The sequence below is a fragment of the Mycobacteroides sp. CBMA 271 genome (assembly GCF_009729205.1).
Lineage (GTDB): Bacteria > Actinomycetota > Actinomycetes > Mycobacteriales > Mycobacteriaceae > Mycobacterium.
The window spans coordinates 293,847-318,436 of sequence record NZ_VTHB01000005.1 but is presented as its reverse complement, the minus strand read 5'-3'; the positions used below and the strand labels follow the sequence as shown (position 1 = coordinate 318,436).

Annotated in this window: 26 protein-coding genes, 1 pseudogene and 1 riboswitch; of the genes and pseudogenes, 10 read left to right on the top strand and 17 right to left on the bottom strand. The window is 64.7% G+C overall.

What is annotated here, in order from left to right:
- Positions 1-25 precede the first annotated feature (25 nt).
- Positions 26-919, top strand: a complete 894-nt coding sequence (locus FZI91_RS15305) for an SAM-dependent methyltransferase (protein ID WP_309224124.1) — start codon at positions 26-28, stop codon at positions 917-919.
- On the opposite strand, the gene FZI91_RS15300 is transcribed toward FZI91_RS15305, so the two are convergent.
- The 5 genes from FZI91_RS15300 to FZI91_RS15280 all read right to left on the bottom strand — a co-directional run bounded on the left by FZI91_RS15300 (position 916) and on the right by FZI91_RS15280 (position 7,402).
- A complete protein-coding gene (locus tag FZI91_RS15300) occupies positions 916-2,061 on the bottom strand; it encodes a GNAT family N-acetyltransferase (protein ID WP_155939818.1) in 1,146 nt (381 codons plus the stop codon). The two genes, FZI91_RS15305 and FZI91_RS15300, sit on opposite strands and share 4 nt — an antisense overlap.
- Positions 2,062-2,112: 51 nt before the next feature.
- Entirely contained in the window at positions 2,113-2,556 is a 444-nt protein-coding gene (locus tag FZI91_RS15295; RefSeq protein ID WP_155939817.1) for a universal stress protein, read from the bottom strand.
- 10 nt (positions 2,557-2,566) lie between these two features.
- Positions 2,567-2,938, bottom strand: coding sequence for a fluoride efflux transporter CrcB (crcB, locus tag FZI91_RS15290; RefSeq protein WP_155939816.1), 372 nt, complete (start codon positions 2,936-2,938; stop codon positions 2,567-2,569).
- Positions 2,935-3,411, bottom strand: a complete 477-nt coding sequence (locus tag FZI91_RS15285; RefSeq protein ID WP_155939815.1) for a CrcB family protein — start codon at positions 3,409-3,411, stop codon at positions 2,935-2,937. Before FZI91_RS15285 ends, crcB begins: the two co-directional genes overlap by 4 nt.
- 13 nt (positions 3,412-3,424) lie before the next feature.
- Positions 3,425-3,497, bottom strand: a riboswitch (Fluoride riboswitch).
- Positions 3,498-3,511: 14 nt separating this feature from the next.
- Positions 3,512-7,402, bottom strand: a complete 3,891-nt coding sequence (locus tag FZI91_RS15280; RefSeq protein WP_155939814.1) for a bifunctional nitrate reductase/sulfite reductase flavoprotein subunit alpha — start codon at positions 7,400-7,402, stop codon at positions 3,512-3,514.
- Between the two features lie 209 nt (positions 7,403-7,611).
- On the opposite strand from FZI91_RS15280, the gene FZI91_RS15275 reads away from it, so the two are divergent.
- On the top strand, positions 7,612-7,884 hold the full coding sequence (locus tag FZI91_RS15275; RefSeq protein WP_155939813.1) for a GlsB/YeaQ/YmgE family stress response membrane protein: 273 nt from the start codon (positions 7,612-7,614) through the stop codon (positions 7,882-7,884).
- Between the two features lie 12 nt (positions 7,885-7,896).
- Here the strand turns inward: FZI91_RS15275 and FZI91_RS23825 are convergent, their stop codons facing one another.
- From FZI91_RS23825 to modA, 5 genes are all read right to left on the bottom strand, one after another.
- Positions 7,897-8,094, bottom strand: a complete 198-nt coding sequence (locus tag FZI91_RS23825; RefSeq protein WP_309224125.1) for a GlsB/YeaQ/YmgE family stress response membrane protein — start codon at positions 8,092-8,094, stop codon at positions 7,897-7,899.
- Positions 8,095-8,166: 72 nt separating this feature from the next.
- Complete coding sequence (locus FZI91_RS15265; protein WP_155939812.1) at positions 8,167-9,168, bottom strand: APA family fibronectin-binding glycoprotein; 1,002 nt, start codon at positions 9,166-9,168, stop codon at positions 8,167-8,169.
- Between the two features lie 170 nt (positions 9,169-9,338).
- Positions 9,339-10,412, bottom strand: coding sequence for a sulfate/molybdate ABC transporter ATP-binding protein (locus FZI91_RS15260; protein WP_155939811.1), 1,074 nt, complete (start codon positions 10,410-10,412; stop codon positions 9,339-9,341).
- Complete coding sequence (locus FZI91_RS15255; RefSeq protein WP_162526051.1) at positions 10,409-11,197, bottom strand: ABC transporter permease; 789 nt, start codon at positions 11,195-11,197, stop codon at positions 10,409-10,411. The genes FZI91_RS15260 and FZI91_RS15255 overlap by 4 nt, the downstream gene beginning before the upstream one ends.
- Positions 11,194-12,015 (bottom strand): molybdate ABC transporter substrate-binding protein, encoded by an 822-nt coding sequence (gene modA / locus FZI91_RS15250; RefSeq protein WP_375234361.1) that lies wholly within the window; start codon positions 12,013-12,015, stop codon positions 11,194-11,196. The genes FZI91_RS15255 and modA overlap by 4 nt, the downstream gene beginning before the upstream one ends.
- Positions 12,016-12,217: 202 nt before the next feature.
- On the opposite strand from modA, the gene FZI91_RS15245 reads away from it, so the two are divergent.
- The 4 genes from FZI91_RS15245 to FZI91_RS15230 all read left to right on the top strand — a co-directional run bounded on the left by FZI91_RS15245 (position 12,218) and on the right by FZI91_RS15230 (position 16,240).
- Complete coding sequence (locus FZI91_RS15245; RefSeq protein ID WP_155939810.1) at positions 12,218-12,901, top strand: SDR family oxidoreductase; 684 nt, start codon at positions 12,218-12,220, stop codon at positions 12,899-12,901.
- Between the two features lie 95 nt (positions 12,902-12,996).
- Positions 12,997-13,980 carry an LLM class F420-dependent oxidoreductase gene (locus FZI91_RS15240; protein WP_162526053.1) on the top strand — a complete coding sequence of 328 codons (984 nt, stop codon included), beginning with the start codon at positions 12,997-12,999 and terminating at the stop codon, positions 13,978-13,980.
- A gap of 49 nt (positions 13,981-14,029) precedes the next feature.
- On the top strand, positions 14,030-14,626 hold the full coding sequence (locus FZI91_RS15235) for a TIGR03086 family metal-binding protein (protein ID WP_155939809.1): 597 nt from the start codon (positions 14,030-14,032) through the stop codon (positions 14,624-14,626).
- A gap of 123 nt (positions 14,627-14,749) precedes the next feature.
- A complete protein-coding gene (locus FZI91_RS15230; protein ID WP_155939808.1) occupies positions 14,750-16,240 on the top strand; it encodes an NAD(P)/FAD-dependent oxidoreductase in 1,491 nt (496 codons plus the stop codon).
- Here the strand turns inward: FZI91_RS15230 and FZI91_RS15225 are convergent.
- From FZI91_RS15225 to FZI91_RS15200, 6 genes and pseudogenes are all read right to left on the bottom strand, one after another.
- Positions 16,237-16,917, bottom strand: coding sequence for an urease accessory protein UreD (locus FZI91_RS15225; protein WP_155939807.1), 681 nt, complete (start codon positions 16,915-16,917; stop codon positions 16,237-16,239). The two genes, FZI91_RS15230 and FZI91_RS15225, sit on opposite strands and share 4 nt — an antisense overlap.
- Positions 16,907-17,611 (bottom strand): urease accessory protein UreG, encoded by a 705-nt coding sequence (gene ureG / locus FZI91_RS15220; protein ID WP_155939806.1) that lies wholly within the window; start codon positions 17,609-17,611, stop codon positions 16,907-16,909. Before ureG ends, FZI91_RS15225 begins: the two co-directional genes overlap by 11 nt.
- Positions 17,612-17,641: 30 nt before the next feature.
- A complete protein-coding gene (locus tag FZI91_RS15215) occupies positions 17,642-18,295 on the bottom strand; it encodes an urease accessory protein UreF (RefSeq protein WP_155939805.1) in 654 nt (217 codons plus the stop codon).
- Positions 18,295-20,028 (bottom strand): urease subunit alpha, encoded by a 1,734-nt coding sequence (locus FZI91_RS15210; protein ID WP_155939804.1) that lies wholly within the window; start codon positions 20,026-20,028, stop codon positions 18,295-18,297. The genes FZI91_RS15215 and FZI91_RS15210 overlap by 1 nt, the downstream gene beginning before the upstream one ends.
- A gap of 80 nt (positions 20,029-20,108) precedes the next feature.
- A pseudogene (locus FZI91_RS15205) lies at positions 20,109-20,414 on the bottom strand (urease subunit beta); the annotation flags it as partial.
- Between the two features lie 5 nt (positions 20,415-20,419).
- Positions 20,420-20,722, bottom strand: coding sequence for an urease subunit gamma (locus FZI91_RS15200; protein ID WP_155939803.1), 303 nt, complete (start codon positions 20,720-20,722; stop codon positions 20,420-20,422).
- 145 nt (positions 20,723-20,867) lie between these two features.
- Here FZI91_RS15200 and FZI91_RS15195 point away from each other — a divergent pair, with 145 nt between their 5' ends.
- The 4 genes from FZI91_RS15195 (at position 20,868) to FZI91_RS15180 (ending at position 24,027) form a co-directional block, all read left to right on the top strand.
- On the top strand, positions 20,868-21,626 hold the full coding sequence (locus tag FZI91_RS15195; RefSeq protein ID WP_155939802.1) for a sensor domain-containing protein: 759 nt from the start codon (positions 20,868-20,870) through the stop codon (positions 21,624-21,626).
- Positions 21,611-22,366, top strand: a complete 756-nt coding sequence (locus tag FZI91_RS15190; protein ID WP_155939801.1) for a sensor domain-containing protein — start codon at positions 21,611-21,613, stop codon at positions 22,364-22,366. Before FZI91_RS15195 ends, FZI91_RS15190 begins: the two co-directional genes overlap by 16 nt.
- Before the next feature lie 99 nt (positions 22,367-22,465).
- Positions 22,466-23,233, top strand: coding sequence for a sensor domain-containing protein (locus tag FZI91_RS15185; protein ID WP_155939800.1), 768 nt, complete (start codon positions 22,466-22,468; stop codon positions 23,231-23,233).
- Positions 23,230-24,027, top strand: a complete 798-nt coding sequence (locus FZI91_RS15180) for a sensor domain-containing protein (RefSeq protein WP_155939799.1) — start codon at positions 23,230-23,232, stop codon at positions 24,025-24,027. Before FZI91_RS15185 ends, FZI91_RS15180 begins: the two co-directional genes overlap by 4 nt.
- A gap of 137 nt (positions 24,028-24,164) precedes the next feature.
- Here FZI91_RS15180 and FZI91_RS15175 read toward each other — a convergent pair whose 3' ends face one another.
- Positions 24,165-24,575 (bottom strand): PaaI family thioesterase, encoded by a 411-nt coding sequence (locus tag FZI91_RS15175; RefSeq protein ID WP_155939798.1) that lies wholly within the window; start codon positions 24,573-24,575, stop codon positions 24,165-24,167.
- Positions 24,576-24,590 lie beyond the last annotated feature (15 nt).

The following is a 24,590-nucleotide window of genomic DNA, read 5'->3' as shown; positions in this document are numbered from 1 at the left end:
ACTATCACGGAAGCGGAGACCGGGCGTGAACAGTCGTCGTCTTGATCGTCGGGCGAGTTTTACGGCGCAATCTTGCGCTGCCCAACGGGCAGCGGAGACCTTGCAGCCGGCGGGGCGGCGCCTTCTCAATGATCCGTACTCGCGGCATTTTGTTCGCAGCCCCATCTTGCGGGCCTGGTTGATCCATCCGCTGGCGGCTCGCCTCTTCATTGAGGGTCTCAAGTATGTGTTCGGTGCTGCCGGACATCTCTTCCTGGTCTTGAGGGTGCGCTACACCGATGACATCCTCGAAGCTGCTCTCAACGACGGCGTCACGCAGGTTGTGCTGCTGGGTGCCGGATTCGACACCACCGCATTGCGTCGAGCCGTAGGCGGCCCCGTCAAGATTTTCGAGGTCGACGCGCCTACCACCCAAGCGGACAAACGCGCCGCCGCGGAACGTCTCCAATCAGCCGAAGGTGACGACGAGACCGTATGGGTGCCCTGCGATTTCGAACACGACGTGCTCCGTGAAAGACTCCTCGCCAACAACTTTGATCCCACCCGGCCAAGCCTGATCATCTGGCTCGGCGTGACCGCCTACCTGACCCAAGACGCGCTGGACGCGACACTCGCCGATCTCGCGACGCTCTGTGCGCCAGGCAGCCTGGTGGTATTTGACTACCTCGATACCAGTGTCGTTACCGGAGAGAGCGATTCTGTTCGCGCCCGGCTATGGACGGGGGCGGCTGCACGGTTTGGGGAGCCGTATCTCACCGGCCTCACCGCGGCCGACGCCGATGCGCTGCTGGCGGCGCACGGTTTCCGGTGCCGCCAGCACCTGACCACCCGCGAATTGCTGCAGCATTATGCGCCAACGTATGTCAGTCGATTACCTGTCGACGGCCGGGCGGCGATCACCACCGCGCAGCGCAGCTAGCCGCGAATCAGCGTCCACATCCGGCGCGGCACGCCTTCCTCGCCGAGGCTCGGTGGCGCGTCACCTTCATCGATGAAGCCAAGAGCGACAAGATCATTGGCGATCGCGGAGTCTCCAGCCCGGATCGTGACGACCGTCCGGCGTGACGCGCGCGGGCCCTCCGCCAGCTGGCGGGCAAGCTGGGCCACCGCCGCTACCCGTGCGTCTTCCGGTACCCACGAACTGATGTGCGGCACTAGCTCGCTGGTCGAGGTTCCCGCATCGGAGTAAACGTCGATCGAACCGGCCGGGCGCTCGCTCATCGTGACGCGGTACCGATCATGGCTGGAGGGCTCGAGGCGCACCACTTCCCCATTGGCGGAGGGTATTTCGAGAACTGGCGGGCGGGGGCGAACATCCTTTGCGGTGCGAAGTCTTTGTCGCGCACGGCGCACGAGGTATCTGCCCCAGGCCGCGATATATAGCGGCTGCGAGGCGCGGGGCGCAATGGGCTGGGAATCGGCTCTGGCGCAGGGAAGTGCCAACAGCTGACGCCTCATCGCATCGCGACTCGCGGCCGTATTCACCAGAATCCAAATGTGGTGGTCCGATATCTGACCGTCGTAGCTGCGCAACTGGTGCCGAGTCTGTAGCTGAGTCCAGCCTAGCGAGGAGGCGAACATGTTTGCGCGAACATTCGACACCGCGACGGGTATCAGCGCGTGTGGGATGGCAGGGTTGCCCTCGAAGGCCGACAGTGCGGACGTCAGCTGAGCCCATCTGCTCACTACCGGGGAAACGTCGGCGGACCAGATGGAGATCTCGGCGCCGCCCGTGCGCGGATCTCTGCCGGTCACCGAGAACTGGCCCACCACTTTTTCGGTGTCGTTGTCGATCCGTACCAGCACATAGGATACGCCTCCGGCCTTCGCATCCCCCAGGGCCGCACGCCAGGTGTCCGCCCACATCACCGGTGAATGTGCGGATTCCCAGTCCATATCGTCGCGGCCGAATGCCGGGGAAAGCCTGGCGGCGAACCTCGACGCGGTCTCGCGCCACGACGGACCGTCCGACAGTCGAGGTGCTCTCAGTGCCACGGTGACCCCATCGATGGTGACGGGACCCCGGTCAACCCCCCGCGGGAAGCGGGATTTGCTGTGCACCGCGCAAGGCTACAGGACAGTAGTAACCAATCGATAGCCGTGAACGTGCTGTCAGGTGGCCGGCACGAGCACGAGCGGAATTCGCTTTGCGCCGATCAATCGATGGGACACCGAATGCCCAAGTAATACGTCGAGTGCTGATACGGGCCCGCCTCGTGGGCTGCCCAGAATGATCATGAGAGCCTCGTTCTGCTGTGCCACCTCGAGAAGCTGAGCGGCCGCGGGGCCGTGCGCGCGGTGATACTCCCAGCGCACGTCCCGCCCCGCGAGCTCTTCGCGAGCTCTGGCCTCGGCAGCCGATACGGCCTCCTGGGACTGCGACTCCCAGCTGTCCGTATCGGGATCCAGTGGCTCGTCGTCCATGTCCAGAATGTGCACTACGTGCACACATGCATTCAATCGCCCGGCCAAATCCGTCGCGAAGCGCAACGCGGCCGTACTGGGTGGCTGCCGATCCCATCCGACCACCAGATGGGCCACCGGCGACTCGGTCATACCTACATCCTCACGCCAGCAGCCACCCGAGCGCCAGCCCCGCGGCGCACGCCGCGATGCTGGCGAGCAGCGCGCCGAACGTGTTGTACAGGGCGAGGGACCAACGGCGCTGCTCGATCAATCGCACGGATTCGACGCTGGCGGTACTGAAGGTCGTATAGCCGCCGCAGAAACCGGTGCCGAGGATGGCGAGCAGTCCGGGCGACGCGTCGTGGAAGATCACCAGGCCGGCCAGCATGCCGATGAGGGCCGATCCACTGACATTGATGAGCAGAGTGGTCCAGGGAAATCGAGAGGTCCGGCGCTGCTTGATCGCGGAGTCGACGACGAACCGCACCACGGCGCCCAGGGCGCCGGCCAGGATCACGACAATGGCCATCATGTGGTGTCCCCCGAATAGCGGGCGAGGGCCCGCGCCGCGGTGGCTATCCCGGCCAGCGCGGCTGCCAAACCCGCTGCGACGCTGACCAATGCGTACCCCACGCCGATGCCCGTGAAGCCGTGGCGGGTGAGCGTGCTGACTTCCAGCGCGAGCGCGCTGTAGGTGGTGAATGCACCACACAGACCCGTCCCCAGACACAGCCGGAGGCGTTGGCGCCAGCCCGCATCCGGCCCCAGCAGCGTGAGCGTCTCCAGCAGCGCGCCGAGGATGAACGCCCCGGAAAGGTTGGCCGCGAACGTCCCCCACGGCCATGAGGTGCCCGAGGCCGGCCACATCAATTCGAACCAGTACCGCAACGCGGTCCCGACCATGCCGCCGAGGAACACCCACAGCAGCGCGGACGGTTGAAGATGTAGGGGTCGCGTGGACTCATTGCGCTCTTCGCGGTATCCACCTGCCACATTCGGTCCCATCGTGTTACGACACACCAACACAGGAACTATCAGCCATCAGTGGCGGTTCGGGACAGGCCCCGGCGAGATCCATCGCGCGTGACGAATATAGCGCGGCGGCTCAGTAGACGTCGCGGACGTAGCGTTTCTCGGCAACCAGTTCCTTGCGGAACTCGAGTGCCTGCTCCCCCGACATCCGTCCGTGTTTCTGGGCGACGGCGAGCAATGCGCCGTCGACATCCTTAGCCATGCGGCTGGCGTCTCCACACACATAGACGTGCGCGCCCTCGGATAGCCACTGCCACAACTGCGCCCCCTGCTCCAGCATCCGGTGCTGCACGTAGATGCGTTTGTGCTGGTCACGTGAGAATGCAAGATCGAGACGGCGCAGCGAGCCGTCTCGCAGGTACCCGTCGAGCTCGTCGCGGTAGTAGAAGTGCTGGTTGCGGTGCTGATCACCGAAGAACAGCCAGTTGCGACCGGTATGCCCTAGCGCGCGACGTTCCTGCAGGAATCCGCGGAATGGCGCGATACCGGTTCCGGGGCCGATCATGATCATCGGCGTGTCCGCCGTATCGGGCGGTCGGAAATGCGGTGAGCGCTGCAAGAAGATCGGGACAGGAAGGTGCTGCGCGCGGTCGGCCAAGAAGGTCGACCCCACCCCGCCCCGCGCCGACCCGTCCGGCCCCCGATATCGGACGATGGACACGGTCAACGCGACGGCCCGCGGGCTGACCAGGGGGCTCGAGGAAATCGAGTACTGGCGCGGGGTGAGCCGGATCAGGACCTGTTGCCATTCTTCGATATCGGCACGGATGGGAAACTCGCGAAGTACGTCGAGGGCATTTCGGCCCTGCCGCCACAATGCGCGCGCCTCGGTGGCCGAGTCGCTGGTGCCGCGCAGCAGCTTTTTCGCTGGTTTGTCGGTGCGTCTCTCGGCGATGAACCGCAGCAGGTCGTCGGTCACTCGGCAGATGTCGTAGTGACTGGCCAGGGCGGTGGCCAGCGGAAGCTCGCCGCCGTCGATCGTAATGGGCAGCGCGCCATCGAAACCGGTTGCGGTAAGCCAGCGTTGGACGTCTTCGTCGCGATTGGTCGGGTAGATTCCCAGCGCGTCGCCCACCGAGTAGTCGACATCGTGACCGGAGAGGTCGAACTCGATTCGTCGCACCTCCTTGCCGGAGCCGGGGGCCGAGAGAATCTCGTTGTGCGACAACGCCGCCAGGATGGGTGCGCCCCGGGTGAAGCGTTCCGGTGCGGTCACCGGAAGCCCGTTGCTGCGTAGTCGCCGGACCGCCTCGGTGCTCGCGGCGGTCCCCTCCCCAATTGCCTCCAGCAGGTCTGCGGTCCACGACGCGATCAGCGATCGGTCGGCGGCCTCGCCATCGACCCGGCCGAGGACCGGGGTGGCGCCGAGCTCCTGCAGGCGCGTGTCGAGAGCTTTCGCGTGGCCGCAGAAATCTGCGTACGCACGATCCCCGAATCCCAGCACCGCGTAGCGCATGTGGTCAAACGGGTGGGTGGTCCCCGGGATCCCTGTCAGTGCCGACCAGAACCGTGCCCCGTTATCGGGCGGTCCGCCTTCGCCGAAGCTGCTCGCGATGACCACTGCCGTGCGGACCGCGCCGAGATCGGCGGGGTCGCACTCGTCCATCGCGGTGAGCGTCGCCGATATCCCCGCGGTCTCCAACAGTCGATGCACCGAGGCGGCCGCGTTCTCGGCGTTGCCGGTCTGCGATGTCCACAGAATCGCTATGTCCCCGAGCGCTTGTGTTGGCGCGTCGACTGCCTCCTTGAGGACGGTCCGACCGGTGGGGCGCAGCATCACGGCGCTGACTTTGAACTCCGGCTGTAGCGAATCGGGGTCGACGGCATCGTTGGTCACGGCGTTGATCGTCAGCCCGGGCCCCTGGATGTCATTCCAGTGGAAGGGTGCAAAACAGCTGCCCCGCTTGACCCTATCGCTGACGACCGCGGGAAGCTCGGCACTGCCGCGACGCGAGGCGACTTCGACGATATCGCCCTCGTCGATTCCGAGTGTCGCGGCATCGTGAGGATGAATCTCGATAAAGGGCGACGGATGGAGCCGATCGAGTGTCTTGATACGTCCGGTCTTGGTGAGGGTGTGCCAATGATGTTGCAATCGACCGGTATTCAGGATCATCGGATAACCGTTACCGGGGAGCTCGGCGGGATCGCGATGCGCTCGGGCGTGGAACATAGCGCGGCGTGAGGGGGTGGCGAACGCCAGCCGCGGCACGTGGCCGTCCTCGTCGATGTACAGGTCCTGGCTGATCCCGTCGTTCAGATACCGAATCGGATTCCTGTCTGCAGAATTCCCCGAATCGCCCGGCGGGCAGGGCCATTGCGCAGGACCTTGCCGCAGCCGTGCGTAGCTCACCCCGCGCATGTCGTAACCCGTGCGCGGATTCCAGAATGCGCGGATCTCGTCGAATATCTCCTCGCTTGTGGAGTAGTCGAAGGCATCGCCGAATCCCATCGCGGCGGCCACATCGCAGATCAAACGCCAGTCGGGCTGGGCGTCGCCGGGCGCATCGGCGGCCCGGTTGGTCAGGGTCACCGTCCGCTCCGAGTTGACCGAGACGCCGTCGGATTCCGCCCACAGCGCGGCAGGCAACATGACGTCGGCGTACTCGTTGGTGGCCGTGGACAAAAACGTGTCCTGGGTGATCACCAGCTCGGCTCGACGCAGCCCGTCGATCACGTTCTGTCGATTTGCCACCGAGGCAACTGGATTGGTGCAGATGATCCAACACGCCTTGACGCTCCCGGTCGCCATCTGGGCGAACATGTCGACGGTGCCGGTACCGAATTCCTCGCGGATGGTCCCCGGTGCCAGCTGCCACTGCTGTTCGACGAACTCCCGATCGGCGGCGGATTTCACGGAGCGCTGGCCGGGTAGTCCGGGCCCCATGTAGCCCATCTCCCTGCCGCCCATCGCATTTGGCTGGCCCGTCAACGAGAACGGTCCGCTACCCGGCCGGCAAATCGCCCCGGTCGCCAGATGCAGATTGCAGATTGCGTTGGTGTTCCAGGTGCCGTGGGTGCTCTGATTGAGGCCCATCGTCCATAACGTCATCCATTCGCGGGCCTCTCCGATCCACCGTGCGGCGGTGCGGATGTCGTCCTCGGCCAGCCCTGTGACCGCGGCGACCGCGGCGGGTGGATAGGCGGCGAGGAAGTCCGGCATACCCGACCAGCCGTCGGTGTGTTCGGCTATGAAATCGGAGTCGATGTCACCGTTCTCAACCAGCAGATGCAGCAGTCCGTTCAGCAGAGCTAGGTCGGTTCCCGGCGTGATCTGCAGGTACAGATCGGCTCGTTCGGCGGTGGCGGTGCGTCGCGGATCCACCACGATCAGCCGCGCGCCACTGGCCAACCGGTCGGCCATGCGCAAGAACAGGATCGGGTGGCAGTCGGCCATGTTCGCGCCGATGACGAGGAACAGGTCGGCCTGCTCGATATCGGCGTACGAACCCGGAGGTCCGTCCGAGCCGAGGGATTGTGTGTATCCGGTGCCGGCACTGGCCATGCACAGCCGAGAGTTGGATTCAATCTGCGTGGTGCGGATGTACCCCTTCGCGAGCTTGTTCGCCAGATACTGAGCTTCCAAGGTCATCTGACCGGACACGTACAGGGCGACGGCATCGGGGCCGTGCGTGTCCAGGATCTGCCGGAGCCGGCGCCCCGCGTCGACGGTCGCCGCGGCGAGCGGCGTGGGGACGGGCTCTTGTCCGCGTTCGGGACGGATATACGCGCTGGTCATCCGGCCGTCGGCGGTCATCAGCTGCGCATGGGTGGCGCCCTTGGTGCACAGGCGGCCGTGGTTACTCGGGTGCAATGCGTCGCCCTCGACCGTGGCGATGGTGACCGGGCCCTTTCCGTTCACGGTCACCGTGCCCGATGTGGAGCGCACCACCACTCCGCAGCCGACACCGCAGTACGAGCACGCGGCGCGGTGCTCGACGGGCGGCGCACTACATTCGGTCACCCCGCCATGGTGAGCGAATCAGATTCCCGGAAGCTTCCGCGCAGGTTATCCGGGCGTCAACGCGTCCTCACCGGCGTCACTATTTGATCGTGAGGTTGCTTCTTCGCCAACTACGGTTCGTTACAGCGCCGACGGGGCTGGAGTTCCACTAGCATCAGCACCGGGTCGACGCTCGTTTCACCAGCAACACATATTCGAAGGAGCTAGACATGGTTATGCACGTGATCTGGATGATCATTCTTGGTCTCATCGTGGGGTTCGTCGCGCGACTGATCGTGCCCGGCAAAGAGAACTTCGGTTGGATCATGACCGCAGTGCTGGGCATTGTCGGTGGGTACGTCGGTGGGACGCTAGGGAGCCTGGTGTTCGCCCCGCACAAATTCACGCTTACCCCGCCGATCAACCACGCCTTCCTCGGCGCGCTCGTTGGCGCGGTGATTCTGCTCGCTGGCTACAAGTTCATCGCGGGAAAATCGTCCTAGAGCCAGGCAGCGTCAATTCTGCTTTCGCACCAGCTTGATGAGGGACAGCAGAATTGTTGAACCAAGCAGCGCGGCGAAAAAAGTGAACCACTTTCCGCCGTTGGCGGTCTCGTAGTAGAAGCTCAGGAGAAATCCGCCAAGTAGTGCTTCGGCGACGCCGACCACGATGTACCACGGCCACCGCGAGGGCGATCGTTCATCCTCCTGCACGGTGCTGAGTGGACCAATAACAAAGCGGCAGTTCGCGAATGCTAGATCCGCGGACTGCCGCTTTGTTCGATGTCAGACCGGGACCCCGGGTGCAGGCGCGGGCGCGGGCGCCGCAGGAGGTGCGGGTTGGCCAGGAGGCGCCGGTTCAGGAGTAGCCGCGCCCGGAGCCGCGGGGGCCGGCGGTGGCGGCGGTTGGTTGGGATCGGCCGGCGGTGGCGGTTGGTTCGGGTCCGCCGGCGGTGGTGGCGGTTGGTTGGGATCGGCTGGCGGCGCGGTCGGCGGAGTCGGCGGGGTCCAGGGGCGAATCGACCCGGTCAGTGCCTTGGCGATTCCCTTGTCTACCGGTGAGGCCGAGGTGCCTAGCCACACGACGAACCAACGGTCCTTGCCCTTACCCACCGCTGCGGCCCAGATCTGGCCGGTTTCCTTGGCGGCGTCGTCGAACTTCACCTCGTAGTACGAGGAGGCTGCGGGCATGCCCGCCACCTCGAAGCTCTGGTCCTCCATGTTGACGCGGTTGCCGGGGTACGGCATGAAGAACTCGCCCATATCCGAAGCGAGCCTGCGGGAGGCCTTCTGGTTGTCGGGCTCGGCGCCGGCGAAAAGCTTGAGGTCCAGGCGCCCCAGCAGGATGCTGCCGTTTGGTGCGGCCGGATTGGTCAGCAGCGCCGATCCGTAGGTCAGCCGGCGTGCATCCGATTGCGTCCAGCCTTGGGGCACAACGTAACTAAACCCGCCCTGGTCATTGTTGACTCGTCCGGCGTCTGCCGGAGCTCCGGGCGCAGGCGTGGTGGTGGGCGCGGGGGTGCCGGGCGCCGGGGAGGCCGGAGCCGTCGTCACGGTGGTCGGCGACTCCGGATTGGGAGCCGGCTGTCCGGGGGCGGGCGGTGGAGGCACATCTGTGGTGACCAAGTGGATATCCGCCGTGCGTAGCGATGGCAGCGCCTGGTTTGCCGGTGCGGCGGCGAGCGAGATGGCTCCTGCTCCGGACAGCGAGGCGACCGCGACGGCCGCTGCGATTACTCGTGTCCGTTGCGCCCGCTTGGCCGCCGATGTTGCCCGTGGTTGCTGCATGTCCATGAAGGTACCGTCTTGTCGAGCACGTGCAAGCGTTAGCGGCAATCGGCGCGCCCAATGTGCCGAAAGCCGCCAGCGGCGCCAGCCCAGGGTCATTCGACGCGGTGGCAAGGGGTTTGGCTGATCGGACGCAAACATAGGCTTCCTCTCGAAGTCCCCGTTTCCAGCTATTGCGCCGCCTGAATGACGACCTCGTGGGCCTTCACGGCAAAGTATGCCGACGCTTCGGGTGTCAGCCGTAGTTCTGCCGCGGCGACCGCGGTGATATGCGCCGTGAATATCGTGGTCCCGGCGGTTGCCGTTACAACGACGGTGTCGCCGTGCGCGGTGAGTGTCGTGATGGACACGGCGATAGCGTTCCGAGGGCTACCTCCCGGCGGAGACATGTGCACACCGACGGTTCGCGGCCCGAACACCGCGACCGCATGCTGTCCGGACGAAGCGCTCCCGGTGCCGGCCCACACGCCATGGATGACCAGGTCGCCGGCACGCAGCGCGCCATCCTCGTCCATCGTGCCCTCGACAAGGTTCACCCCCGCGAACCGCGCCCCAAACTGGCTGCTCGGACGGGCCAGGACCGTGGTGGTGTCGCCCAGTTCGGTGATACGACCGCCCTCCAGCACCATCACTCGGTCGGCGATGGCAACCGCGTCCATGATGTCGTGGGTCACGATCAGGGCGCTGTGCCCGTCACGGCCCAGGACCCGCCCCAGTAGTGCCCGAATCGCGGGCGCGCTGTCGGCATCTAAACCGGACAGCGGTTCGTCGAGCAGCACCAAATCGGGTTCGGTCGCCAGCGCACGTGCGATGGCCACCCGCTGCGCCTGACCTCCGGACAGCTCACCGGGACGACGCCGGGCAAGATCGCCCGCGCCCACCGACTCCAGCCAGCGATCGCGCGACGCGGAGATGTCGCCGCGGTGGAGCCGCCGGGCGCGCAACCCGAATTCGACGTTGGCCGCCACCGTCAGGTGCGGGAACAGCAGCGCTTCCTGTAGGAGAAGCGCGGTGCGACGTTGGTGGGTAGGGACGAAAGTTCCTGTGCCACAACTTGTCAGCACGTGGTCGCCCAGCCGGATCTCACCGGTGTCGGGTCGTAGCAGACCCGCGATCAGTGCAAGCAGCGTGGACTTTCCGGCACCGTTGGGGCCGACAACCGCCACCGTCTCCCCCGGTGCGACCGTGAATGCGGCGTGCACCCCGCGCCCGGAATGCCCGGCGTCGAATCGCAGCTCACTCATAGCTGCCCTCGCCAGCTCCGCGCACCAACGACAGCAAGGACAGCCGCTGCCACCGCCACCAGCAGCAGCGAGAGCGCCACCGCCGATTGGGCATCGGATTCGCGTTGCAGGTAGATCTCCAGCGGAAGGGTGCGCGTCACGCCCTGCCGGGAGCCCGCGAACGTCAACGTGGCGCCGAACTCACCCAGCGAGCGTGCGAAGGCCAGCACGGTGCCCGACGTCAGCGCGGGCATCACCAAGGGCAACGACACGCGCCGCAGCACCGTGGTGGGTGGTGCACCGAGGCTGGCGGCGACGTGGTCATACCGCTCCCCTGTCGTGCTCAACGCGCCTTGCAGGCTGATCACGAGGAACGGCAACGACACGAAGGTTTGAGCCAACACCACGGCGGAGGTCGAAAACGCGATTCGGATACCCGCTGCGTCCAGGTAGTGGCCGAGCAAGCCCAACTTGCCGAAGGCGTACAGCAGCGCGATGCCGCCGACGACCGGTGGCAGCACCAAGGGCAGCAGGATCATCGGCCGCAGCAACCGGGTGAGCCACCCGGGACCGCGGGCGAGAACGAGGGCCAGTGGGACGCCGAGCAGCAGGCATAGCGCCGTGCTCGCCAGGCACGTCCTCAGGCTGAGCAGGAGTGCAGCCTGGGAGGCGGGACTGGTCACGAGCGCCGGGAATTGGAGCCAGTCGGCCCTGACTATCAGTGCCAGCAGCGGCAGCACGATGAGCACCGCGCCGAGGGCTGCCGGTAGGTACATCCATCGGGGCAGGCCGTGGGCCGGCGTCACGGCGCAGCGAATCCCGCCGCCGCGAGGATCTTGTGCCCCGCGTCCCCGGTGACGGTTTCGATGAACTGGTTCGCACGTTCGGGGTTGTGAGTACTCGCCGTCACCGCGATCGGATAGGTGTTGACGATGGTCCGCGCCTCAGGGAATGCGACCGCCGCGACCTTATCGCCTGCCGCCTTGGCGTCGGTGACGTAGACCAAACCGGCATCGGCCTGTCCTGCGGTCACCTTGTTCAGCACGTCGGTCACCGAGGATTCCTCGCTGACCGGATTCAGTTGTACACCAGTCTCTTTGGATGCCGTCGCAGTCGCTGCTCCGCACGGAACCTGCGGCGCACACACCACCACATCGAGGCCCGGACGGGCCAGGTCGGCGAAGGTGGCAATCCCCTTGGGGTTACCCGGCGCCGTCACGATCGTCAGCGTGTTGGCGGCGAAGTCGACGGGATTGACGACGGAGTGCGCCTTCCATGCCTTATCCATGTTGGCCGAGTCGGCGGTTGCCAGCACGTCCGCCTCGGCGCCCTGCGTGAGTTGGGTGACCAGATCCGACGAGCCGGCGAAGGTGAACTCGACGGTTGTCCCGGGGTGTGCGCTTTGGAACGTCTTGCCGATTTCGGTGAACGCTCCACGCAGCGATGCGGCGGCTAGCACGTGCAACCTGACGGCGGCCGTGTCCGCGCCCGTCGACGCGGCTCCTGTGCTGCTAGTGCCGCCAGGGGATGTCGTTTGCGTGTCACAGCCGGACAGGCTCAGCGAACCCGCAAGGAGAACCGCTGCGAAGGACTTCAGTGGACTCACGATCCGTCTGCTGGTCACCGGCACAACCCTAGCCGCCGCCCAAGGACGGCACGGCGGTCAAGGGTATTGCTACCGTCCAGTAATATTGGGCCTCAAACCCGCGCGACCCGGCTGCCAAATCCGGGGTATGAGGTCCGGTTTGTGCCACGATCAAGCTGATCAGGCCTGGCCTCAGGTGTAGATGGGCAAGGCTTGCAGGAAAGGTGAGGAAGGTACCGCCATGGACGTACTGGTAACCGGAGCGGTTAACGAAGTCGGCCGGGCGGTGGCTGCGGAGTTCCGCAACGCCGGCCATCGGGTCGTCATCACCGGCCCCAACGCCGATGAGCTGGAGATCGCCGCCAAGGAGCTCGAGGTCGACGCCATCGTGTGCGATAACGGCGACCCGGACAGCCTGGAGGAGAACGTCGAGCTGTTCCCCCAGCATCTCGATGCCATCATCAACATCCCCAACCCTGTCTGGAGCGAGCCCGGCCCGCATCTGGGCACCCTCACCGACACCGGCGAAGCATGGCTGTCCCGGTACGAGTCCAGCGTGCTGACCGCGGTGCTGACGGTGCAGTCCATCGGAGACCACCTGCGGTCCGGTGCGGCCATCGTCAACCTGTGCACATTGGGCACCCGCGACCGGTCGGGCGCAACCAGCGCCGCCAAGGCGGCACTGTCGGCGTGGACCGCCGAACAGGCTCAGCGGATGGGCACCCGCGGGATCACCATCAACACCATCGCTCCCGGGCAATCGGCCGACGCCAACTACGACGGTCTGGACAGCGCCGACGATGCGCAGGATCTCGTCGTTGCCGAGATCGCTCGCCTGGCGTTGTTCCTCACCAGCGCGCAGGCACGTCACATCACCGGCCAGACCCTGCATGTCAGCCGCGGCGTCCCGGCCGGCGTTAGCTGACCAAAGCTGGAGTGCACTCCAGCTATAGAACATCGAATTGCCTTGCGAGGCAAGACGCTAATGCCGCATCGGCCGGCCGGGCGTAGGCTGACCGCGTGACCATTCGGCTCGGATATCAGATCCCCAATTTCTCCTACGGCACCGGCGTCGCCGAACTCTTCCCCACCGTCGTCCGACAGGCGCGTGAGGCGGAGGCGTCCGGCTTCGACACGGTCTTCGTGATGGACCACTTCTATCAGCTGCCCATGATCGGAACCCCGGACCAGCCCATGCTGGAGGCCTACACGGCTCTGGGTGCACTGGCGAGCGCTACCGACACGATCCAGCTCTCCACGCTGGTCACCGGCAACACGTACCGCAACCCGACGCTGCTGGCCAAGGCCGTCACCACTCTCGACGTGGTCAGCGGTGGACGCGCAATTCTGGGTATCGGTGCGGGCTGGTTCGAACTCGAACACCAGCAGCTCGGTTTCGAGTTCGGCACCTTCACCGACCGTTTCGAGCGGTTGAGCGAGGCACTCGAGATCATCCCGCCGATGCTCCGCGGCGACCGGCCTACCTTCGAGGGCAAGTATTACCGTACGGAGACCGCGATGAACGAGCCGCGCATCCGGCCGAACATTCCGATCATGATCGGCGGTAGCGGGGAGAAGAAGACGTTCGGTCTGGCGGTGAAGTACGCCGATCACCTGAACCTTCTCAGCTCGCTCGATGAACTCCCGCACAAACTATCGGTGCTGCGGCAGCGCTGCGAGGAGGCCGGACGCGACCCTGCGACCCTCGAAACCTCCGCCTTCTTCTCGGTGTTCATCGACGACGATTCGACGACGGCCTGGAAATTGGCCGCCGAACAGTTGCGCAAGAACGGTCTGGACCTGGAGACCCTGCCCGACGACGTTCGGGCGCAGGTGCTCGGACGCACGCTGGTGGGTAGTCCCGATGAAATCGCCGAGCAGGTGCAAACTCGAGTCCTCGACCAGGGAATCGACTCCGTGACCCTCAACGCGACGGCCAACGGGCACGTTCCTGGCGTGGTGGAGCTGATCGGCAACACTCTTCGCCCGCTGTTCAAGGACTAGTCGGTCGGATTCGGCCTGTATCGCGCGATCCTTCGGCAGGATGTGCGATATGGACGCACCGTTCAGCTTGCAGCCCGCCGCTTCGGCCGTAGCAGCGCTTCTTCCCGGAGTGTCGGACGACCAATTGAGCGATCGGACGCCGTGTACCGAACTCACGGTTCGCGCGCTGCTCAATCACCTGATGGGCCTGTCGTTGGCGTTCCGATACATGGCTGCGCCCGAGGAGGCAGCGGCGGCGGGCTTTGAAGCGTCGGGCCCGTCGTTCACCGAGGATCTCGATCCGCAGTGGCGCACGCTGCTGCCGCGGCGCCTGACCGACCTCGTCGAGACCTGGGCGCAGCCAGGGTCGTGGGATGGCGAGTCGACCGTTGCCGGAAACGTCATGCCCAACGATCAGGTGGCGATGGTGACGCTGGATGAATTGGTGCTGCACGGCTGGGACTTGGCGACCGCGACCGGTCAACCGTTCGAGCTGCCCGCAGGCACCGATCCGGGTCTGTACGGGTTTGTCAGCGCGCTTGCCTCCGACAGCGGCATACCCGGACTGTTTGGACCGCAGGTGCCGATTTCCCCGGGTGCCCCACGGTTCGACCACATGCTCGCCATGTCGGGACGTGATCCGGGCTGGCGGCCCGAGAACATGTGAGATATTTCGCTAAACTAACTGACGCGACGTGCATGGAAATCCCGACTACGGTTGGGGTGTTGCACCAAGTGTCAACCAAGGTGAATAAGCCCAGTTGAGACGCCATTCAATGAGGAGTGATCGATGAGCACGACACCGGACGCCGCCGGCCCTGCGGTGCCTACTGTCGCCAATTCCCAGCCCGATGTCGCCGGCATTGCGGCTCCGAAGTCCAAGATCAAGGACGCGCTGACACCCACCCACCGGGTGGTCATCATCGGCTCGGGATTCGGGGGCCTGACCGCCGCCAAGACACTCAAACGCGCCAACGTCGACGTCACCCTCATCGCGCGCACTACGCATCACCTCTTCCAGCCGCTGCTGTACCAGGTCGCGACGGGGATCATCTCCGAAGGAGAGATCGCTCCGCCGACCCGTCAGATCCTGAAGGATCAGCACAACGCGCAGGTGGTGCTCGGCGATGTGACGAGCATCGACCTGAAGAATCAGATCGTCCACTCTGCGCTGCTCGGTCATGACTATTCGACGCCGTACGACAGCCTGATCGTCGCGGCCGGTGCGGGTCAGTCGTACTTCGGGAATGACCACTTTGCCGAGTGGGCCCCGGGGATGAAGTCCATTGATGACGCTCTCGAGCTGCGCGGACGCATCCTCGGCGCCTTCGAACAGGCCGAACGGTCCAGCGACCCGGTCCGGCGCCGCAAACTGATGACCTTCACCGTGGTGGGTGCCGGTCCCACCGGTGTTGAAATGGCCGGGCAAATCGCCGAATTGGCCAACGAGACCCTCAAGGGCACCTTCCGCCACATCGATCCCACCGACGCTCGGGTCATTCTGCTGGACGCTGCGCCCGCAGTGTTGCCGCCCTTCGGTGCGAAGCTGGGCGCTAAGGCCGCCAAGCGGTTGGAGCAGCTGGGCGTGGAAATCCAATTGGGTGCGATGGTCACCGATGTGGACCGCAACGGACTGACCGTCAAGCATTCCGACGGCACCGTGGAGCGCATTGAGTCATGGTGCAAGGTGTGGTCTGCGGGTGTCTCGGCGAGCCCCCTCGGCAAGAATCTGGCCGAGCAGTCGGGTGTCGAGCTGGACCGCTCCGGCCGCGTCAAGGTGGAGTCGGATCTATCGATTCCCGGTCATCCCAACGTGTTTGTGGTTGGCGACATGATGGCGGTCGATGGCGTGCCGGGTGTCGCGCAGGGCGCCATTCAGGGTGGGCGCTATGCCGCCAAGCAGATCAAGGCAGAGCTGAACGGTCGCAGCGCGGAGGACCGCACCCCGTTCAAGTTCTTCGACAAGGGGTCGATGGCGACGGTGTCCCGCTACAACGCGGTCGTCAAGATCGGCAAGCTGGAGTTCAGTGGATTCATCGCCTGGCTCAGCTGGCTTGCGCTGCACCTGGTGTACCTCGTCGGGTTCAAGAACAGGCTGGTAACCCTGATCCTGTGGTCCGTCGCTTTCATGACGCGCTCGCGCGGCCAGATGGCGATCACCGAGCAGCAGGCTTGGGCGCGAACACGTTTGGATCAACTTGAGGAGCTTGTCGCGGAGAAGAGTGGCGATGAGGAATCCGCGGACGAGGTTGCGCGGGAAGCGGAAAAGGCCGCTAGCTAGATCTGGGGAGCTATTCTGTGCTGCTCGGCGGGTAGGCGCCGTCCCTGCCAGGTGAGTAGGGTGGCGTCGCCCGCGAGGTGCAGCACGGTGGCATCGGCCGGCTGCTGGTCGACCAGATGCATTGTCGGATAGCGCAGTTCGCTGATCAGTGCGAGCGGACTGCCCAACTCGTCATCGGTCACCGATCCCGCCCCCAGTTCGATGCAATGCCGCAGCAGGGGACGATCATCGATGTCGGCATCGAGCTGTCCGCTCCAGAACCCCGAAAACTTTCCAGCCTCCCCCGTCCTGCCGATCTGCACGCGTTCGCGCAGGCGCAGAGTCGCGCTCGCCTGTGCGTGCACGGTGACGTGGGAATGATGGGATGCGTTGGCCGCCACAATGGTGAGTGCCGGATCGAGATCCAGGTCGCCCTGGACCGTGCAATTCCACGTCATCGACGATCGGACCGTCGTGCGGCCGGGTAGCGCCACCGCCGCCGCCACCGATCGCACCCGCAGCGCCGCGCCCTCGCCAACGTCGATGCGCACAGAAATCTCGTCGCCACCAAGCGGATTCGCGGCAACTCCTACTAGGTGAACGGTATCGGTGGCGGTGAGTCGAGCCTGCAGGCTTCCCGAGCAGCGCAGCCGCGGCAGTCTGCCCTTCTCCGCGATGATCTCGACGTCAGTGCGCATGGGGATTTGTTGATGTTCGCGCAAGCGGCTCACCCAGATGGCTACGCACCCATGCCAGCACCTCGGCGGCCGTCGGATCCTCGGTCAACGAGATCATCGCAGTAGGGCGTCCCTCACGGACCGCCGTCGCGTCGCGCGCCATCACGCCCAGATCGGCGCCCACCATGGGAGCCAGGTCGGTCTTGTTGATGACGAGTAGATCCGAGAAGGTCACGCCGGGACCGCCTTTGCGCGGCACCTTGTCACCGCCGGCGACATCCACGACGAAGATCTGCACGTCGATCAGGCCCGAGGAAAAGGTCGCCGTGAGGTTGTCGCCGCCCGATTCGACGAGGATGAGGTCGAGCGGATCGTTGGCGGCGATCAGATCTTCGATGGCATCCAGATTCGCCGTGATGTCGTCTCGGATGGCGGTATGCGGACAGCCGCCGGTTTGCACCGCGGTGATGCGCTCATCGGGAAGCACGGCGTGCCGACGCAGGAAGTCAGCGTCCTCGGTGGTGTAGATGTCGTTGGTGAGGACCGCCACCGAGATCTCGTCGCGCAGTGTGCGGCACAGCGCGGCGACCAATGCGGTCTTACCGGATCCCACGGGTCCGCCCACCCCAATGCGCAGCGGCTCCCCCGGTTGGCGAATGCGTCGCGGCCGGTCGATGTGCTGGTGCGGCTGGCCGTCCAGGAGGTGTGGTGGCATTTTAAGATCCTCGGTTCCAATCTCCATTAACTACGAAACAAACAGGGGCCGTTCGCGTGTCAGGTGTTGCTCGGCAAGCGCGTCGAGCAGTGGGTCGGACAGGCTGGCAAGTTCGGTGGCGGCCAGGGTTGCTGTCTCCTCACACAAAACCGTCAGGGCCAGTGTGCCCACCGCTACCTCGGCCGGGTCCAGAGCCAGCAGTCGCTGGCCGGCGGTGGCCGACCCGGTGAGCGTGGTGTAGACGACCACGAGGGCGACGTCGCGTCCCGTCAACCCCGTTGCCGCTCCGATGATCCCGTACACGACCGCCAGATGGGGCTGCGAACCGTGCGGGCTCCAATCGATATGTGGCCAGGCGCGCGCGGCCAATCGCCGCAGCCCACGGCCCTGGGCGCGGGAGGCGTCCCGGGCGGCCCGGGACGGTGTGCGCGCATCCGTTTCGGCATCGGCCCGTATCGGATCAAGCCGACCGGTCGTGATGGCCGCGGCAAGAGACCCGGCGACCAGGCCGTGGGTCCGGATACGCCGTCGCAGATACGCATTGAGTGTGGCGCAGTCCCGGACGAGCCCCTGGGCGATGGCCTCCTCCACCCCGCCGGAGTGCACATGCGAACCAGTAGGCAACCGGGAATCGGCCAGTGTCAACAGCAGTGCGGTGGTCGCGCACGTATCCGAGGCGCCCATCAGAACAGGAAATATCGCTGCGCCATGGGCAGCTCGGTTGCCGGCTGCTCTTGCCATACTTCGCCGTCGATGCGCACCGTGAAGGTATCGGGATCTACCCGGATATCCGGCATCGCGTCATTCATCGGCAGGTCTGCCTTGCCGCGATGGCGCACGTTACGCGTGGGAACCAGCCTGCGCCGCAAGGAAAGCCGGGCCGCCAGGTCGTCTTCAATCGCTGTTGGTGACACAAAATGCACGGCCAAGCCGGGCGCCACGTTGGGCATGGCGCCGAACATCGGCCGTGGCAGCACGGGTTGTGGGGTGGGGATGGAGGCATTGGCGTCACCCATGGCGGCCCATGCGATAGCGCCACCCTTGATGACCACGTGCGGTCGCACGCCGAAGAATGCGGGTTCCCACAGCACTAGATCGGCCAGCTTGCCGACCTCCACCGAACCCAGCTCGTGGTCGATGCCATGGGTAATCGCCGGGCAGATGGTGTATTTCGCGACGTACCGGCGCACTCGATTGTTGTCGTTGCCGTTGGCCCCGGAAGGGTCTCCTTCCAGTGCGCCACGGCGTTTCTTCATGACGTGTGCGGTCTGCCACGTGCGCATCACCACTTCGCCGATGCGTCCCATCGCCTGGCTGTCGCTGCCGATCATCGAGATGGCGCCGATATCGTGCAGCAGATCCTCGGCCGCGATGGTGGACGGACGAATCCGGCTCTCCGCAAAGGCAAGATCTTCCGGCACGGCGGCGTTGAGGTGATGGCAGACCATGAGCATGTCGAGATGCTCGTCGAGGGTGTTGACGGTGTGCGGGCGCGTGGGATTGGTGGAGCTCGGCATCACATTCGGGTGGCTGGCCACGGTGATAATGTCCGGAGCGTGGCCTCCGCCGGCGCCCTCGGTGTGGTACGCATGAATCGCGCGCCCGCCGATCGCCTCGAGAGTGCCTTCGACGAAACCTGTTTCGTTGAGGGTGTCCGAATGCAGCGCGACCTGAACGTCGGCTTCATCCGCGACGCGCAGGCAGGCGTCGATTACCGCGGGGGTGGTACCCCAGTCCTCGTGCAGCTTGAAACCCGCTGCGCCGCCCCGTAACTGCTCCCACATGGATTCGGGGTTGACGGTGTTGCCCTTGCCGAGCAGCAGCACGTTCACCGGCCACTGGTCCAGGGCTTGCAGCATTCGCCCCAAATGCCATGCGCCGGGCGTCACTGTGGTGGCTTTACTACCCTCGGCGGGGCCGGTGCCGCCGCCGATCATGGTGGTGATGCCGCCGCCGATGGCTTCGTCGACCAGCTGCGGACAGATGAAGTGGACATGACAGTCGATGCCGCCCGCCGTGATGATCCGGTCATTGCCGGCGATAATCTCCGTCGACGGTCCGACGATCAGCCGAGGATGTACCCCGTTCATAATGTCGGGGTTGCCGGCTTTGCCGATGCCGACGATGCGGCCATCGCGAATGCCTATGTCGGCCTTGATTATTCCCCAGTGGTCGATGATTACGGCGCCGGTGATGACGGTGTCGGGGGCTCCTTCGGCGCGTGTCAGCCGGCTCTGCCCCATCGACTCCCGCAGCACCTTGCCGCCGCCAAAGACCGCCTCCTCGCCCGCCAGGCCGGGTCCGCCGCAGCGATCTTCGGTGATCTCGATGAGTAGATCGGTATCGGCCAATCGGATGCGATCACCGGTGGTGGGGCCGTACAGCTTGGCGTAGTGCTCTCTCGTGAGCCTGGTCATGCGGGGTCACCTTTGTTCGACGCTCTTCGCGCAAGAGGCTCATCGACGTTCGATGTTCTTTGCGCAAGCGGCTCATCAACGTCCAGCTTGCCCGGTGCATCGAGGGTCAGCCCGTGGACCTCCCGGCGACCGCCCAGCGGTACCAGCCGAACTCGCTGGGCGATACCGGGTTCAAAACGCACCGCGGTACCCGCGGGGATGTGCAACCGATGGCCGTGTGCGGCGGCGCGGTCGAAGTCGAGGGCTGGATTGGACTGTGGGAAGTGAACGTGGCTGCCCACCTGCACCGGTCGGTCTCCGGTGTTTACCACGCCGAGCTCGATGACGGTGGCGCCCGCGTTGAGCTCGATGTCGTCCTGCGCGAACAGGTATTCACCCGGGATCATCTGACTCATCCGATCGGGTGATGCACGGTAACGAGTTTCGTGCCGTCGGGGAACGTGGCCTCTACCTGGACATCCGGAATCATCTCGGGCACACCGTCCATGACGTCTGCGGGACCGAGCACCTCGCGACCACTGACCATCAATTCCGAGACCGTCCTTCCGTCCCGGGCACCTTCCAGGAGATGGTCGGTGATGATCGCAATGGCTTCGGGATGGTTCAGGCGCAGGCCTCGGGACTGGCGTCGTCGTGCCAGTTCCGCCGCGTACGAGATGAGCAGCCGTTCCTGCTCGTGCGGGGTCAATCGCATAAGGGGCGATCCTGCCACGAACCGGGTCACCGGGCACTTTCACCGCTGGACTACAACAGCGGTGAGTTCTGCCGTGCAGTCGCGATCTTGAATGCGAGAATCCTCTTCAGCTCGTCGTGTGTGGAGTCGATCAGGAGGGTGCGCGATGCGGTACGGAACGATGTTGAGGTGCGTGGCGTCGGCCGCGGTGCTGATGACCGGGTGCAGCCAACCTAGCGAGGGGATAAAGCCGGTCGCGGCGCCATCCACAAGTGCTGCCGATATGCCGATGACCGCAGGCACGTCGACTCCCCAGTCCGTCCCCACCACCACAAAGGCGCCTGCACCCCCACCTCTGGTAGTCACACCGGACAAGATCGACTCGATCCTGAGTTCGCGCGCCGAGGTCGGGAAGATTCTGGGAACCACCTTCGAGTACGACAACAACCAATCGACACCGGCAACCGATGTGATCAATGGTCCACCGGAGTGCACGAATCTGGACTATCCGCGGGCCCGCCAATTGGGATCCGAATGGACGACCTACCGCTGGAATTATTACCGCGAGTCGAAGGACAACACCGCGTACATCGTGGGTCAGGTGGCCGTCCTTTACGCCACTCGTGAGGAGGCTGCCGCGGCATTCGCTCAGGCGTACCCCGTATCCGCACTGAAAACGTGCCCGGACGCGCAGATTTCCACGGGGGATGACAAGTGGAAAATCAGCGGCATCACGGAAATTACCGATACTGCGGCCAAATGGGCACAGCTTCAGGTCAAAGAAGGCGGCTCCCCCTGGCATTGCTTCTTCGACTTCCGCACCAAGAACAACGTGCTTTTCGGGGGGTACCTATGCCAGTACGGCGACGGCGTTCCGGGGCTCACAACCATTACCGACCGCATCGCCGCATGGATCCCGGAGTGAAAGGAATGATCGTGACGAGACGTTTGGTGCACCGGCAGGCCGTCGTTGCCGCGTGCGCGGCGGTTGTCCTGGCGGGATGTTCCTTCTTCGGAGATGCTCAGCAGAAACCGGTGACATCCGTGCCGTCGCCGGTTTCCAGTGCGTCGAAGACGTCGACATCCGCTTCGGTAGGCACGATCACTCCCGAGAAGGCCAACTCCCTCATCATCCCGAAGGACGACGTCGCCGAACTTGTCGGGTCCGCGCTCGATTACGAGGGCAAGGCCTCGGATCCGCAATCGTCGACCGCGGAGGGCAAGGCATCGTGCCGAGCTCTACTGGTGCCCTTGACAACTGACATCGGCAGTAAATGGACGACCTATCGCAACGTGTGGTACCAGGAGGCCAAGGACACCTTCGATCACTTGGTCATTCAGCGTGTTCTGCTGTATCAAGCGAAAGATGATGCGCGGGAAACCTATTCGAAGGAGTTCCCCGCCACAGTACGTGAGTGCACGGGTGAGGAACTGAAGACAGATACGGCTACCTGGCGGGCAAATGTGCGGGAAGTCACCGAAGACCGTGCGCTATGGGTACTTGACCATCTCGCCGACGGTCAACCCTCGGGGTCACGTTGCGCGACAGAGGTGCGCATCATCGACAACCTGCTCTTCTCGGCGATGGTCTGCCAGCAAGGAAACGGAGTGCCCACGGTCAAGGCGATCATGGACAGGATGGCGGCGGCCACCAAGCCGAAGTAAGTCAGTCGTCGGGACGGGCGTGTAACACTAGGCGCGAGCGATCCGATGTAGCCATGATTTGGGTCGAATTGCGTCTGATGTCGACAGGGAGGGATTTGGATGCGTCACGTGTTGGCCGCCGCAGGGGTTGGCCTGGTAGCGATGCTCGCGGTGAGTTGTGGCACCGACTCGGGCGGGATCAAACCGATTCCGGTAGGTGCGACCGCGACATCGACCGTGCAGGGTGACTCGCACGACGCCTTGTCCCCGACGAGCCCCAAGACCACTGCCCCGTCCATCACGACGTCGCTGGAACCGCCTCCGCCGGTGGTTGTTACCCCGGAGAAGGCCGAAGCCATGCTGATCTCTGCCGATGACGCCGGCAAGATTGTCGGCTCGCCGCTGACCTTTGAGGTGAAGAGTTCGCGTCCGGAGGATTCGCCGAGAAGCGGCAAATGTCAGGCGCTGGCGGGACCGTTCACCGACGTTCTGGGCGACGAGTGGACGACGTACCGGCACACCGTTCAGAAGGAATCAAAGGATCGGTACGACCACATCGTGTGGCAAGCCGTGGTGCTGTTCGCCGATGCGAAGACCGCGGCCGACCAGTTGAAGAAGGCCTTTCCGGACTCCTTGAAGAGCTGCGTCGACACCGAACAGCCGACCGGCGACCTCGACTGGAGGGTGGAGAGTTTTGCTGCTGACGGGAAGACGGCGAAATGGGTCGAGCAGCAGCTCAATGACGGGAAGCCATCGGCGTGGCGGTGCTTTTTCGAGTACCGGGCCAAAAACAATGTGATCTTCGGTACGCGGCTGTGCCAAGCGGGCAATGGAGCGCCGGCGTTGACCGCGATCGTTGACCGCATGGCGGAATGGATTCCGGCATGAGCGCCACGAGCACGGCAGGGGGCCGGATGACACGTACTGGGGTGAAGGTGTTGTGCGCGACGGCGGTCGGCGCACTGGCGCTGGCTGGATGCGCCGGTCGGCAGGAGGCCACCGAAACGTCAACGGCAGCGTCCACTACGACATCGCGGACGGTCAACGCGCCGGCTCCGGCGCCCACCAGCAGTGGTCCGGCCGGTCTGACCGGATGGCCCGGCCAGGACAAGATCTCTGCGGACGCCATGGTTTCGGCGATGTTCACCGACGAGGAAATCTCGACGGTCTTCGATACAAATGTCGCCAAGACAAACAAGCGGGACAAGCCCTTCACGGCCACCGAGTCCGACGACGCGAGTTGCAATGCGACGCAGGGGCTCACCGTGGAGTCGGTGGGGACCGATTTCGAGGCGTTCCGCGCGACCGAGATGTTACTCGGAGACGATGCCAAGAAACCCGATGCGCAGGTCTATCAGGGGATCGCGGCATACAAGGACCGGGACGCCGCACAGAAGCAGTTCGAGCAGGCTGCTGGCGAGATAAAGGGTTGTGACGGTAAGACATACAACTTCACCGATCCGGCCGGGCAGAAGGTGCCCATGACGGTGTCGGTCTCGGCGTCGACGTCCAAGAAGGTGACCTGGTCGGTCGCCTACGGCTCGAGTAACTTCCGCTGCTTCGTGTCGTACAACGGCGTCGCGAATGTGATTGTGCAGACGCAGGTTTGCGCACAAAGCAACTCAAAACTGCTGGTGCAGAAGATGGCCGACAGGATCGTCGACAAGCTGCAGCTCAGCTAGCAAGAGCTCCCCGGGTCCAGGTGGGGACCTTGGATCCGGGCAGGGGGACGAGGGTGGCGACCCGACCATCGGGGGGCTGGTCGCCATCTCTCGAAATGAGCTCGGGTGGGCGCACGGGGGTCGCGCCCACCCGGGTCTCACAAGTTCTGCAGCCGCACCTGACCGCGTGCGATCGTCCGATCCTCGTGGTCGGCGATGGTGACGAGCCACAGCTGCTGTCGTCTGCCCCGGTGAATCGGGGCTGAGGTCGCGGTGAGTGTGCCCGCGGAGATGGCACGAAGAAAGTCGGTGTTGTTGTTGACGCCGACCACGGGGCTTTCCTCCCCCAGCACATTGGCCCGCCAGATGAACCCCGACACGCTCGCCACGCTCTCCACCACCGAGCAGTACACGCCGCCGTGCACGATCCCATTGGGTTGCAGCAGGCTTTCGGTGATGGTCAGGGTGGCCGACACTCCGTCGGGTGTCAGCGATGTGTATTCGAGGCCCACCAGTTTGTCGAATGGCGAGGTGGGCATCTTGCTGAGGTGCTCCGACGTGTCTGGCATTCGATGTTCATATCA